Origin of the sequence: Bradyrhizobium sp. (assembly GCF_030646015.1) — a bacterium.
Classification (GTDB): domain Bacteria; phylum Pseudomonadota; class Alphaproteobacteria; order Rhizobiales; family Xanthobacteraceae; genus Bradyrhizobium.
This window is the reverse complement of record NZ_JAUSLT010000037.1, coordinates 55,313-68,746: the sequence shown is the minus strand read 5'-3', so window position 1 is coordinate 68,746 and position 13,434 is coordinate 55,313. Positions and strand designations below refer to the sequence as shown.

At 65.1% G+C, this 13,434-nt stretch carries 11 protein-coding genes and 1 pseudogene; 5 read left to right on the top strand and 7 right to left on the bottom strand.

What is annotated here, in order from left to right; genetic code table 11:
• Positions 1-400: 400 nt before the first annotated feature.
• On the bottom strand, positions 401-1,717 hold the full coding sequence (locus tag Q7T45_RS05585; RefSeq protein WP_370691215.1) for a mechanosensitive ion channel family protein: 1,317 nt from the start codon (positions 1,715-1,717) through the stop codon (positions 401-403).
• A gap of 264 nt (positions 1,718-1,981) precedes the next feature.
• On the opposite strand from Q7T45_RS05585, the gene Q7T45_RS05580 reads away from it, so the two are divergent.
• A complete protein-coding gene (locus Q7T45_RS05580; protein ID WP_304868566.1) occupies positions 1,982-3,778 on the top strand; it encodes a potassium/proton antiporter in 1,797 nt (598 codons plus the stop codon).
• A gap of 34 nt (positions 3,779-3,812) precedes the next feature.
• On the opposite strand, the gene Q7T45_RS05575 is transcribed toward Q7T45_RS05580, so the two are convergent.
• On the bottom strand, positions 3,813-4,412 hold the full coding sequence (locus Q7T45_RS05575) for an N-acetyltransferase (RefSeq protein WP_304868564.1): 600 nt from the start codon (positions 4,410-4,412) through the stop codon (positions 3,813-3,815).
• A gap of 130 nt (positions 4,413-4,542) precedes the next feature.
• On the opposite strand from Q7T45_RS05575, the pseudogene Q7T45_RS05570 reads away from it, so the two are divergent.
• Positions 4,543-4,869, top strand: a pseudogene (locus tag Q7T45_RS05570) (GNAT family N-acetyltransferase); the annotation flags it as partial.
• A gap of 12 nt (positions 4,870-4,881) precedes the next feature.
• Positions 4,882-5,337 (top strand): GFA family protein, encoded by a 456-nt coding sequence (locus Q7T45_RS05565; protein WP_304868578.1) that lies wholly within the window; start codon positions 4,882-4,884, stop codon positions 5,335-5,337.
• A gap of 24 nt (positions 5,338-5,361) precedes the next feature.
• Here the strand turns inward: Q7T45_RS05565 and Q7T45_RS05560 are convergent, their stop codons facing one another.
• From Q7T45_RS05560 to mepA, 5 genes are all read right to left on the bottom strand, one after another.
• Positions 5,362-6,720 carry an adenylate/guanylate cyclase domain-containing protein gene (locus Q7T45_RS05560; protein ID WP_304868562.1) on the bottom strand — a complete coding sequence of 453 codons (1,359 nt, stop codon included), beginning with the start codon at positions 6,718-6,720 and terminating at the stop codon, positions 5,362-5,364.
• 77 nt (positions 6,721-6,797) lie between these two features.
• Complete coding sequence (modC, locus tag Q7T45_RS05555; protein WP_304868560.1) at positions 6,798-7,478, bottom strand: molybdenum ABC transporter ATP-binding protein; 681 nt, start codon at positions 7,476-7,478, stop codon at positions 6,798-6,800.
• Between the two features lie 2 nt (positions 7,479-7,480).
• On the bottom strand, positions 7,481-8,176 hold the full coding sequence (gene modB, locus Q7T45_RS05550; protein ID WP_304868557.1) for a molybdate ABC transporter permease subunit: 696 nt from the start codon (positions 8,174-8,176) through the stop codon (positions 7,481-7,483).
• A 2-nt stretch (positions 8,177-8,178) separates the two neighbouring features.
• A complete protein-coding gene (modA, locus tag Q7T45_RS05545) occupies positions 8,179-8,964 on the bottom strand; it encodes a molybdate ABC transporter substrate-binding protein (RefSeq protein ID WP_304868576.1) in 786 nt (261 codons plus the stop codon).
• Between the two features lie 184 nt (positions 8,965-9,148).
• Positions 9,149-10,096: a penicillin-insensitive murein endopeptidase gene (mepA, locus tag Q7T45_RS05540; RefSeq protein WP_304868555.1), complete on the bottom strand. Its 948-nt coding sequence runs from the start codon at positions 10,094-10,096 to the stop codon at positions 9,149-9,151.
• Positions 10,097-10,364: 268 nt separating this feature from the next.
• On the opposite strand from mepA, the gene Q7T45_RS05535 reads away from it, so the two are divergent.
• Both Q7T45_RS05535 and Q7T45_RS05530 read left to right on the top strand, forming a co-directional pair.
• Positions 10,365-10,811 carry a L,D-transpeptidase gene (locus tag Q7T45_RS05535; protein ID WP_370691214.1) on the top strand — a complete coding sequence of 149 codons (447 nt, stop codon included), beginning with the start codon at positions 10,365-10,367 and terminating at the stop codon, positions 10,809-10,811.
• 321 nt (positions 10,812-11,132) lie between these two features.
• On the top strand, positions 11,133-13,370 hold the full coding sequence (locus Q7T45_RS05530) for an EAL domain-containing protein (RefSeq protein ID WP_304868553.1): 2,238 nt from the start codon (positions 11,133-11,135) through the stop codon (positions 13,368-13,370).
• The last annotated feature ends 64 nt before the right edge of the window (positions 13,371-13,434 follow it).

Genomic DNA, 13,434 nt, shown 5'->3' with positions numbered 1-13,434 from the left:
GACCTGTCCGAGCAGGTTGCCGAAGAAGCCCTGCGGCGCAAACTGTTGCCCTGCCATGAGACCGAGCGGTGGCGACATCTGCAGTGATCCGTTCATCATTTGCGCGTCCATCATAATCCTCCTCGGTCGCAATGAATTACGCCTGGATTGGTGATCCTCCGGGCGACGAGCGAATGGATCGCTCAGCTTCATGACGATAAGTGTGGCGCGCTTCGGCGTGAATGGATCATTCGATACACACGAAGGCACGGGATCGGAAGGCACAAATCGCCACCGCGATATGCGACGGTTCACGGATTGCGAATTTTGAATGGAGGCGGAGCTGTCGCGCGCAGATCAGTAAAAATAGCTCATGCGGCGATGTGATGTTGCCGGAACGAGTTCGACGGCAAGACGAGCGTCAGCTCGGCACCTCCACCGTGGTCTCGACCGGCAGGGCGCCGCCGCGGATGCGGATTTCGCGCACCGGATAGGGCACGCGGATGCCCTCGCGCTTGAACGCGTCCCACAGCGCCAGCATCACCTCGCTCTTGACGTTGTCCATGCCGTCGGGTTCGGCGATCCAGAAGGTCAGGGAGAACTTCATGCCGTGTTCGGCGAATTCGGTCAGGATGCAGTTGGGCGGCTTGCTCTTGATGGCGCGCGGGGCGGCTGAGGCGATCTCGATCGCCAGCTTGCAGACCAGCCTCGGATCGGCGTCGTAATTGGTGCCGAAACCGACCTTCACCAGCGTGTTCTTGTCGGTGTAGGTCCAGTTGGTGACCTTCTGCGTCACCAGGTCTTCGTTCGGGATCAGGAATTCGCGGCCGTCGCCGGCGGCGACCGAGATATAGCGGGTCTTCATCGCGCTGATGCGGCCCGAGCTGTCGCCGATGGTGACGAGATCGCCCGGCTTCACCGATTTGTCGGCCAACAGGATGATGCCCGAGATGAAGTTGGCGACGATCTTCTGCAGGCCGATACCGATACCGACGCCGACCGCGCCGGAAAACACCGCCAGCGCCGAGAGGTTGATGCCGACCGCGCTGAGGGCAATCGCGACCGCGACCACCATCAGCCCCATCCGGATCATCTTGACCAGCAGCACCTGGATCGACGGCGTGAGATCCGCGGAGCGGTTGATGCGGCCTTCGACGAAGTTGCTGGCGATGCTGGTCAGCCACAGCGCCAGCATCAGCAGCGCGCCGAGTTTGATCAGCAAAAGCGGTGTCAGCCTGAGGTCGCCGAGCACGATCGAAACCGAATCCAGCACCTCGATGGTCGGTTGCAGCTGGCCGAGGATGCTCAGGGCCGCCACCAGCCACGCCGACAGCGAAACCAGCCGGACGATGAAGGCGTTGCGGATCACCGAGGTGACGAGCCGGATGATCAGCCACGCAAAGGCCAGATTGGCGGCGACGGCCAGCAGATAGGAGCGGCTCGGCCAGGTCGAGGTCAGCATGATCACGCGTGCCAGCGTCATCAGCACCGCGAACACGGCCGTCGACGCGCTGCCGACCAGCACGCGCAGGAATAGCCGGAATGGCGCCGGCCAGCCCATCGCAAGCGAGGTGACATCGACCCTGGAACGGACCGCCGCACCGGCGGCGAAGGCAATGCCGGCGGCGGCCAGGATCAGCCCCAGCTGCAGATAGAACCAGGGCGAGGCCACCTCCGCGCCGACCGAACGCGCCGCGGCGAGCAGGAATTCGGTGATGTCATTCAGGTCCATCGTCAAGGTCTCATCGCAGCCAGGATCATCGGGGGGGCATCGGGCAAACTTGATTCGAATAACCGGCAGATTCACACAATGGCAGCATTGGCGCCATCGATACGACACCCGGGCTGCCGTGAGTTGGGCCGTTAAATTGGCCACTTTGCCGCCGGTCCGAGAAATGGGTTGGCGTCGAAGTGTGGCGACGATAAGGATGCAAGTGCAAGTATTCTAGAAAGTATTGTCGAAAGCACTCTCAAGAGTATTTGCAATGATTTCCGGAGGTTCATGGCTTCTCTCGACGCGGTCAGCATAGCAATTCTTCTCGGCGCTGTTCTGGTCATGGCCGGCATTCTGTCGAGCCTGCTCGCGCTGCGCTTCGGCGCCCCGTTATTGCTGGTGTTCCTGTTCATCGGCATGCTGGCCGGCGACTCCGGCCCCGGTCAGCTGCGGTTCGACGACGTCCGCACCACCTATCTGGTTGGGTCGGTGGCGCTGGCCCTGATCCTGTTCGATGGCGGCTTGAGGACCCGGTTTCAGAGCATCCGCGCGGTGCTGGCGCCATCGATGGTGCTGGCGACGGTCGGCGTGCTGGTGACCGCGCTGATATCAGCGCCGGTCGCCCGATATGCGCTCGACCTGAACTGGTCCGAGGCGCTGCTGGTGGGCGCCGTGGTGGCCTCGACCGACGCCGCCGCGGTGTTTCTGCTGGTGCATGCGCAGGGCTTGCGCCTGCGTCCCCGCGTCGGCGCGACGCTGGAGGTCGAATCCGGCACCAACGATCCGTTCGCGGTGTTTCTGACGCTGGTACTGGTCGAATTCATTACGATCGGCGAAGGCTCGGCCTGGCAGATCGCGCTGCAATTTACCCGCGAGGCGGTGCTCGGCGCCATCGTCGGCGTGGTCGGCGGCCGCCTCGTGGTGCTGGCGCTGAACAAGGTGGCGCTGCCGCAGGGCCTGCACGCGCCCTTTGTCGCCACCGCCGCGCTGGTGATCTTCGGTACCGCGCAAATCTCGCACGCGTCGGGATTTCTCGCGGTCTATCTCGCCGGCATCATCATCGGCAACCGGCCGACCCGTGCCCACAACTCGGTCGTAACCTTCCTCGATGCCGCGACCTGGCTGGCGCAGATCGTGATGTTCGTGCTGCTCGGCCTCCTGGTCTCGCCGCAGCGGCTGGTGAGCAGCATCGGCCCGGCTGTCGTCGTGGCGCTGGCCCTGATGCTGCTGGCGCGCCCGGTCGCGGTGTTTCTCTGCCTGGCGCCGTTCCGCTTCAACTGGCGGGAAAAGATATTCATCGCCTGGACCGGCCTGCGCGGCGCGGTAGCGATCTTCCTGGCCTCGATCCCGATGCTGGTCGGTCTGTCGAAAGCCTATCTCTATTTCGACGTCGCCTTCGTCGTCGTCCTCATCTCGCTGCTGCTGCAGGGCTGGACGCTGGGACCTGCTGCACGAAAGCTCCATGTCGCGCTGCCACGCGCCGATCGCGGCCCGCGCCGCGTCGAGCTCGATCTGCCCGGCCAGCTCGAGCAGCAACTGGTCGGCTATTCCGTCCGCCCGAAAAGCCTGTATTTCCGGCGCGGCCTGATTCCATCCTGGTCGAAGCCGACGCTGGTGATCCGAGACCAGAAAATCCTGTCGCCCGCCGAGGCCGATCCGGTCGCGCCCGGCGACTACATCTATCTGCTGGCGCCGCCGGAAAAGGCCGAGGCGCTGGACCGGTTCTTCGTCGACATGGCGCCGGGCTCGGCGCCCGATCCGCATCTGCTCGGCGACTTCATGGTGTCGGGGGAGCACACGCTCGGCGAACTCGCCGGGATCTACGGCGTCGTGGTGGATGAAGAGCAGGGCAAACTGACGCTGGCGGATTATTTCGACATTCATCTCGACCACGCGCCGAAGGAAGGCGCCGAGCTCGTTCTCGACCCCATCGTCCTGGTGGCGCGCAGCATCGGCGGCGGCCGGGTCAATGTCGTCGGCCTGCGGCTGCCGGAAGAGGAGGAAGAGGCCGCCGCGCCGTTGACGGGACTGGCGCGGTTCAAGCGCAAGCTGTCGGAGCTGTGGTCGCAGGTGGCGGGGGTTTGATCCCCAATCAATCCTGCATCATCGCTGCAAGCGATTATGCCGCGGGCTGCATCGCCTTGCTCATCAGGATGCTGCCGCCATTGTGCGGCAGCCTCGGGTGCGGCGGAATCTCGGCGACGCTAACCTGGACGAAGCGCCGGGCTTTGTAGAAATTCACGGCGGTAATGTTGTCGGCCCATACGTGCAGGCTCAAGCGGTCGTAACCGGCTTCCATCGTCCGGGCTTCGGCCCAGGCGAGCAGTCTTGCACCGATGCCGGAACCACGGTGCGCGTCGCCAACGGCGAGGCTGTTCAGGAACATGCTGCCCCAATCCTGTAGCTCCAGCATCGGCCGGACGTGGTTGTGACGCTCCGAACCAAGCAGCACGTAATTGTCTTCCTTCAGCATATCGGCGGGAAAGGCGTTCGCGACGGCGACGATCTCGCTGCCGAGGGCGGCAACGCAACAATTGCGGTAGGAAACGGGATAGCGTTCGCCGCTGATGCCGGCCGACAACAGATCGACGGCGGTCACGAACGGGATCAAGTCGTCGAACAGGAATTCGTAGACGCCGCCACCGGCGATGCACATGTAGCGTGCCAGCTCGCCGCTCTCGTCGGAACGAGCCATGCGGTAGGTGATCTGATCCGACATTCCCGTGAATCCTTCAGCCCATGCCTTGCGTGGAAGTCGGATCAACCATCGCAGCAGTTCTTGTGCTCCGGGGAGCCGCCCCGTCTTGACGCAGATCAATGGCCGGGCGGTGATCCCCGGCGCGGTTCTGATGCAACAGGGCATCTGCAATGGTATAATAGCAAAAGATCGTCAACACCCGGTGCCGAAACAGGGAGTGCGCATGGCCGAGAATTTTCACGACAACGAGGTTCGCGAGCGCTTCGAGCTCGATGTCGAGGGCCACATCGCCTTCGTCACCTATCGCAAATCGCCGGGCGCAATCACGCTGGTCCATACCGAGGTGCCGCCGGAGCTGGGCGGGCGGGGCGTAGGCTCGAAGCTCGGGCGCGCCACGCTCGACGCGGTGCGGGCGCAGGGGCGGCGGCTGTCCGTCGAATGCGATTTCATCCGGTCCTACATCGGCAAGCATCCGGAATACAGCGACCTGCTGGCGCCCGGTGAAACGGAAGAGCAGGCTGCCGCCGTCCACAAGGCCGGCTGCTTTTGCGGTGCCGTGGAGGTCGAGGTGACGGGCAAGCCGACCTTCGAAGGGTATTGTCACTGCAGTGACTGCCAGGCCTGGTCGGCGGCGCCGATCAACGCCTTCAGCCTGTGGCCTTCGCGCAGCGTGCGGATCACCAGGGGCGAAGCCGACATCGGCACCTTCCACAAGACCGAAAATTCCTACCGCAAGTTCTGCAAGATCTGCGGCGGGCATCTCATGACCGAGCATCCGCGGATGCGGCTGATCGACGTCTATGCCAATCTGCTGCGGGATTTCACGCATCGACCGACGCTGCACGCCAATTACGGGAGCAAGATGGTTTCGGTGAAGGACGGGCTGCCGAAGTTTCGCGATCTGCCCGCCGAGCTCGGCGGCTCCGGCGAGGCCTTGCCGGACTAGCCGGCCGGGTTCGCGTTCGTGACCCTAAGCGGAAGCCGGATCGACCGACTGCCAGCGCCGGACTTCCAGCCGGCTGCGCCGACCTTTCACGGAAATCACTTCGGCGGGGCCGAATTCCGCATCGCCGGAAATCCTTACGGTCTCCGCGTCTGCAACGATTTCACCGCGCGAAGCGGCGGAACACAAACGCGCGGCGAGGTTCACGCTATCGCCAATGACCGTGAAGTCCATGCGGTCGGCAGGCCCCACGGTGCCTGAAATCACCTCGCCCGTATAGATGCCGATGCCGACGCCGCGAGGCAGGTCGGCGTTGTCGAGAAGGCGGAGCGCCTCGCGCGCCGCGCCGATCGCGCGGGCTTCCGCCCCTGCGCCCTGGAAGCGTGCGAGAACCGCGTCACCGATCAGCTTGTCCACGTCGCCGCCCGCGCTCGTGATCGCGCCGACCACGATCGTCATCGATTGGTTGAGAAACCGGACGACTTCCTCCGGTCCATTCGCCTCTGCGAATGACGTGAAGTCGCGAATATCGGAGTATAGAATGGTGCAGCGTGTCCGACTCGAAGGGATGCCGCCGCCCATGCTGACGGCGTCGTGAACCGCCTGGGATGCCGCGCCCGAGAGCAGCCGTTCGAGCCGCGCACGCAATTCGGCGACCAGCGCAGCCCGGCTGTTGATGTTTCTCTGCGCCAGCATGACCAGGCGTGTCATCCCCAGCATCAACGCTATCAGCATGACGCTGGGCACGCCGGCGGCCGCGATACCTGCGCGCCAGAGCAGCGCATTCAGGTGGCTGACGGGCTCATACAGCTCGATGATGACAGGTGAACCGCCGGGCACCGCGACCAGGACGTAGAGCTCATAGAGTGCCGTTCCGTCAGCCGCGGTCTTCAGCACCACCGTGCTGGTGCCGCGCTCCGCGGCTGCTACAAATGCCGGGCTGCGGTCCTCCATTCCAATCTGGCTGCGATCCGTCGAATACTGGATGACTCCGGCGGCGGAATAGATCTTCAGATGCGTGAGGTCGAGTTCGCGCGCTTCGCGGGTCAATTCGGCGAGCAGCGTCTGGCCATGGGCGTCGCCATAGACCGATGCGGGCGCTTCACCGCGCTTCAAACGCTGCCAATGGTCCGGGGCCGCTTCGGTCATCGCGCGGTCGATGATCTGCGCACGCCGTGTCGCCTGCCCGAGATAGACCCCTTCAGCCAGTTGACGCGCCCCGACGCCGGTCAGGACCGCGGACAACACCAGAAGGATCAGGAGTCCCGGAACGATGTAGCGGAGGAACAGGCGCAGCAGGGGATAAGGCTGATCGAAGGAATGCGTATTCATGATCAGCGGCCATGTCCGAGCGGCGCTCCCGTGTTGGTTCACCCGCCTCGGCACTTTTCCTGCTCCCGGAGCCGCTTTGTCTTGACCCAGATCAATGGCGCCGTCCCGGCGCGCCCGGGTCGGCGGCGGTATCAGGCTGGCAATGTCGTCCCCGGCAGCACTTCGGGTCCCCCGAACGCAACCACGCGCCCGCGCCGGAGCATCACCACCTGCGTCGCCAGCTGGCGCATTTCGCCGGCGTCGTGGCTGACATAGACCATCGGCACATTGGCTTCGTCGCGCAGCCGCACAAGGTAGGGCAGGATCTCCACCTTGCGCTCCTCGTCCAGCGATCCCATGGGCTCGTCGAGCAGCAGCAGCCGCGGCTGCGCCAGGAGCGCGCGTCCCAGCGCCACGCGCTGGCGCTCGCCGCCGGACAGCCGGCCGGGACGGCGGTCGAGCAGGCCGCCGATATCCAGCAGATCGGTGACGCGCTTGTTCTGGGCGGAATCCTCGGCCAGCCGGTTCATGCGCCGCCCGTAGTCGAGATTCTCTCGGATATCGAGATGCGGAAACAGCCGCGCGTCCTGGAACACATAGCCGATGCGGCGGCGATGCGGCGGAATGTGAAGTCCTGCCGCGGTATCGTCGAGCACCTCGCCATCGACGGCGATGATGCCGCGGTCCGGCCGCAGCAAGCCGGCGATCATGTTGATCAGCGAGGTCTTGCCGGCGCCGGAGGCGCCGAACAGCCCGGTCACGCGCCCCTCGCTGGCGAAGGAAGCCTCGATGGAAAATTCGCCGAGTTGTCTCGAAACCTCAACGCGCAGCATGATCAATTCCCGTGCAGGCGTTTGGTGGCGCGCCGGGCGAACCATTCGGAGCCGACCAATGCGGCAAGCGCGATGACGATCGATACCACCACCAGCCGCAGCGCCGCGGTGTCGCCGTCGGGCGTCTGGATCAGCGAATAGATCGCCGAGGAAATGGTCTGGGTTTCGCCCGGGATATTCGACACGAAGGTGATGGTGGCGCCGAATTCGCCGATCGCCTTGGCAAAGCCGAGCACCATGCCGGCCAGCACGCCCGGCAACGCCAGCGGCAGTGTGATGGTGAGGAACACCCGCCACGGCGGCGCGCCCAGGGTGCCCGCCGCCTGCTCCAGCCTGCGGTCGACCGCTTCGATCGACAGCCGGATCGGCCGCACCAGCAGCGGAAACGACATGATGCCGCAGGCGAGCGCCGCCCCGGTCCAGCGAAACGCGAACACGATGCCGAAATGATCCGCGAGCCAGCCGCCGACCAGGCCGCGCCGGCCGAACGTCAGCAGCAGCAGATAGCCGGTCACCACCGGTGGCAGCACCAGCGGCAGATGCACCAGCGCGTCGAGCACCGATTTGCCCCAGAACTCACGCCGCGCCAGCAGCCACGCCAGCGCGATGCCGAGCGGCGTCGCCACCAGCGTCGCCACCGCGGCGACCCGCAGCGAAAGCAGGATGGCGGTCCATTCCGTTGGCGAGATCTCGAACACGCTCAGGTCGTCGGGCTGAAGAGAAAGACAAAACCATATTTCTCGAAGATGGTCTTGGCCGCCGACGAACGCAGAAAAGTCAGATAGGCCGCGGCTTCCGGCTTGGCGGTCGCGGTCGCCGCCACGGGATAGATGATGGCGGGGTGGGAGTCGGCCGGGAAGCTGCCGACGATCCTGACGCCGGGTTCTACCTTTGCGTCGGTCGCGTAGACGATCCCGAGCGGCGCCTCGCCGCGCGCTACCAGCGCCAGTGCTGCGCGCACGCTCTCCGCCATGGCGAATTTGGGCTCCGCTGCCTGCCAGGCGCCGAGCTTTTCCAGCGCCGCCTTGGCGTATTTGCCTGATGGCACCGCCTTCACGTCGCCGGTGGCGATCCTGCCGTCGCCGGCGAGCTTTGAAAGATCGAATCCCGGTCCGATCGCGACCTTGTCGAGTTTGGAGTCCTTCGGTGCGATCAGCACGAGGCTGTTGCCGAGCAGGTTGACCCGGCTGGGCTCGCTGATGGTCTTCTTGCCCGCGGCATAATCCATCCAGTCGGTGTCGGCGGATGCAAAAATATCGGCGGGCGCGCCCTGTTCGATCTGTTTCGCCAGTGCCGAGCTCGCGGCATAGCTGGCGACGATCCTGACGCCTGATTTCGCGGCATAGGCGGCGCCGATGTCGTCGAGCGCGTTCTTCATCGAGGCCGCGGCGAACACCGTCAGGCTCTTGTCCTGCGCAAGAGCGGGGGTGTGGCTTGATCCGAGCAGGATCGAAAGGGCGACGAAATAGCCGGCAAGACGATGCATCATGGCGCTCCATGCGTGGTTGCGGCGCGCTTTTGCGCGCGCAGCTCAGGCGTAGGTTTCGGTGAAGTGCGACAGGCGGAAGCGCCGTTCCGGCAATCCGGTGGATTTACGATCCGTCCGGACATCGCTGGGCGAAAGCTTACAGCATTGCCGGGGCCGCGCAAAGGGCCCGCGATATCAACGGCTATTGCCTGGCGTCCGGCGCGGCCAGCACCGCTTTGCAGGCGGCCGGCAATTGCGCCAGCGTCATCGGCGGCCGCGGCTTCGGCGGCTCTTTCGGCGGCTTCGGATGAAGCACGGAATCCTTGAACCAGAAGGCGAGGTCGCCGGCGCTGCAGCCCTCGCTTTCGGTCGGCTCCGGCTGGCTCTCGCATTCGCCGCTGCCCGGCGGGCATTTGATGCGGATGTGGAAGTGATAGTCGTGGCCGTACATCGGCCGCACCTTATGCAGCCAGCTGCGGTCGCCCCTGGCTTCGCGGCACAGCGCCTTCTTGATCGCGGCGTTGACGAAGATGCGCTGCACGCTCGGCTCCTGGGCCGCGGCGCGGATCACGCCGAGATGGGTCGGTTTCCAGACTGCGGGATCGATGTCGAGCCGGTCGGAGCGCACCATCATGACCGCGGAGGTTTCCTCGCGCTCCTCGCGCGACAATCGCCGGTTCGGCATCGGCGTCAGCCAGATATCGGCATCCAGCCCGGCTTGATGGCTGGCGTGTCCGGTCAACATCGGGCCGCCGCGCGGCTGCGACATGTCACCGACCAGGATTCCCGGCCAGCCGGCGTCCTTGCGCGCCTTGGCCGCCAGCCGCGTCACCAGCGCCACCAGGTCGGGATGGCCCCAGTAGCGATTGCGCGACAGCCGCATCACCTGCCAGCTCTCGCCATTGATCGGCAGCGCTTCCGCGCCCGCGATGCAGCCCCTGGCATAGAAGCCGACCACGCGCGTCGGCATCGCCGCCGGCAGCAGCTTGCGGCCGAACAGCTCCTTGGCGCCGAGCTTGGGATCGTTGGGATTGGCCAGCGGCGGCAACGGCTTTGGATTGACGCTGCCCTTGTCCTGCGCCAGCGCCACGGAGACGCCGGCCAAGGTTGCGGATATCAGCAGGAGGGTGAGGATCAGGCGAGGGTTCATCGATTCACTCTGGTGGCCAAAGCCTAGCACGAAACCGGCAACCGGCGAAAAGCCGCGCCGAGCGCCAAGACACAGTTTTTGCCACAGTTTTCGCCACAGTTTTTGCCGCTGTTTTCGTCACAGCTTTTCGCCGCGGTTTGAGCGAAGCCGCGGGCGGCGGGTTAAGATTAACCCGAGATGGGTCGCGTCCGGATGTCGCCCTGGTCTTTACAACCCGCATTCGGGAACGACATCATGGCCGCCATAAAAAAAGTGGTGGCAGGGCGCGATGATGAAACGGCTGTCGAAGCGACGGCTCGCACGGCGGGTACTTGCCGTCGCGGCGGTCTTGGCGGGATTGGCGCTGACGCCGGCGCGCGCCGGTGTCGAGGTCCGGATCGACAAGTCGTCGCAGCGCATGGCCGTTAGCGTCGACGGTACGATGCGATACTCCTGGCCGGTGTCGACCGGTCGCAGCGGCTATGGCACGCCGAGCGGCGTGTTCCAGCCGACCATGATGGCGCGGCGCTGGTTCTCGCGGAAGTACTACAATTCGCCGATGCCGCATGCGATCTTCTTCTATCACGGTTTTGCGATTCACGGGACGTATGACCTGGCGCGGCTCGGCGGCCCCGCCTCGCATGGCTGCGTTCGGCTGCATCCGTCGAATGCGGCAACGCTGTTTGCCCTGGTCGCGCGCCAACGGGGCAATACCCGGATCGTGATCTCGAACTGACACACTCTTAACCGCTCGCTTAACCGCTCGCTTAACCGCTCGATAACCCTGTTGCGCATTGGCGAAATTTCGTGCGCGCGCGGGGAAATTCGCGCATTCGTTGGGCAGTATCGATCATTATCCGGTATCTGCCGTCGTTGTTGCGCCTGGGATGCCTTTCGCCGCGCGGATGCGCGCGCATCTGCTACTTAAACGTGCATTCGGAGCATTCTTCCATGGCCCTCCAGCCTCGCCGGCGCCCGCGCAAGCCGGCAAGTGTTACCATTTTTTCAGACACTTATCGGAGAACATGGGACGCAGAAGGCGAGTGGGCGTACGCGAATGCAGAGTATCCGGCCGAAGCCAGCCAAAAAACGCAAACATGCGGCGATGACCCGCATTCCCGGCCGACCGGCGAAGCCCAGTCCGAAGCTTTCAGGCAAGCGCCGCCGCGTTTCGCCCGAGATCGGCGAAATCGTGCGCAAGCGCGCCGAGGCGGAAGCCGCGATCGCGGAAGCGCGAAAATCCCACGAGCGGCTGCGCGAGGCGATCGACATCCTGCCGCAGGGCATCGTCTTTCTCGACGCCGATGGCCGCTACATCCTCTGGAACAAGAAGTATTCCGAGATCTACAGCCGCAGTTCCGACCTGTTCAAGCCGGGCGCCCGGCTGCAGGACACCATCCGCGTCGGCGTCGCGCGCGGCGACTATCCGGAAGCGGTCGGCCGCGAGGAAGAATGGATCGCCGAGCGGCTCGCCAGGATGTATCAGCCAGGCGCACGCCACGAGCAGACGCTGGCCGACGGCCGCTGCATCCTGATCGAGGAGCGGTTGACCGAGGACGGTGGGGTCGTCGGCCTGCGCGTCGACATCACCGAGCTGAAGCAGCGGGAAGCCTCGTTCCGGCTGCTGTTCGACAGCAATCCCGTTCCCATGATCGTGTGCGCGCTGGACGACGAACGCATCCTCGGCGTCAACGATGCCGCGATCGAGCATTACGGCTACAGCCGCGCCGAATTCGAGAAGCTGACCATCCGCAGCGTGCAGGCTTTTGAGACTGAACTGCCATGGGGAGGCGACCGCTCCAGCGACGAACAGACCGCGCGGACCTGGAAGCATGTCAGGGCCGACGGCGCGCTGATCGACCTTGCGATCTATTCGCGCCAGCTGGTCTACAACGACCAGCCCGCGGTGCTGCTGGCGCTGATGGACATCACCGAGCGCAAGCGCGCCGAGGCGCGGCTCGCCTTCATGGCCCAGCATGACGGCTTGACCGGGCTGCCGAACCGCAACCTGCTGCGCCAGCAGATGGACGATATCCTGCTGCACACCCGGCGCAGCGCGGAAAAGGTCGCGGTGCTGGTGCTCGGCCTCGACAATTTCAAGGCGGTCAACGATACGCTCGGCCACGGCATCGGCGACAAGCTGTTGCGCGGCGTCGCCAAGCGGCTGCGATCCACCCTGCGCGAGGAGGATACGCTCGCCCGCCTCAACTCCGACGAATTCGCGATCATCCAGAGCGGGCTGACGCGCCCCGAGGATGCGGTGCTGCTGTCCAGGCGGCTGCTGGAGGCGATCGGCGATCCCTATCTGCTCGACGGCCATTCCGTCGTGATCGGCGCCAGCATCGGCATCGCCATGGCGCCCGGCGACGGCGACGAGTCCGAGAAGCTGCTCAAGAACGCCGACATGGCGCTGTCGCGCGCCAAGAACGAGCAGCGCGGCACGTTCTCCTTCTTCGAAGCCGGCATGGATGCCCGCGCCCAGAGCCGCCGCAGGATCGAGATCGACCTGCGCGACGCGATCCAGAACGACGTGCTGCTGCCGTACTACCAGCCGCTGGTCGACCTCGCGACCGGGCGCATCACCGGCTTCGAGGCGCTGGTGCGCTGGCCGCATCCCGACCGCGGCATGGTATCGCCGGCCGAATTCATTCCCGTCGCCGAGGAGACCGGCCTGATCAATCTGCTCGGCGCGCTGATGCTGCGCCGCGCCTGCGCCGACGCCGCCCTCTGGCCCGACGACGTCCGGATCGCGGTCAACCTGTCGCCGCTGCAATTCCGGGTCGGCAATCTGCTGTCGCTGGTGATGGACGTGCTGAAGCAGACCGGGCTGCCGGCGAGAAGGCTGGAGCTGGAAATCACCGAAACGCTGCTCTTGGAAAAGAGCAGCCAGGTGCTGGCCACGCTGCACGCGCTGCGCGCGCTGGGCGTCCGCATCTCGATGGATGATTTCGGCACCGGCTATTCCAGCCTGAGCTATCTCCGAAGCTTTCCGTTCGACAAGATCAAGATCGACCAGTCGTTCGTGCGCGACCTCGGCTCCAATCGCGACGCCCAGGCGATCGTGCGCTCGATCATCAGCCTCGGCATGGGCCTCGGCGTGACCATCACCGCCGAGGGCGTCGAGACCGAAGCCGAACTGAGCTGCCTGCGCGCCGAGGGCTGTCACGAGGGGCAGGGCTTCCTGTTCAGCCGCGCGCGGCCCAACGCCGAGATCGTCGCGCTCCTGAACGCGCAGCGCGGCCCGGAATTCGTCGCGCCGCAAGATCCGCCCGAGGACGCCGTGCTGGTGGCGTGAGGGCTGCTCTTCTTCCCTTCTCCCCTTGTGGGAGAAGGTGGCGCGCGGAGCGCGCCGGATGAGG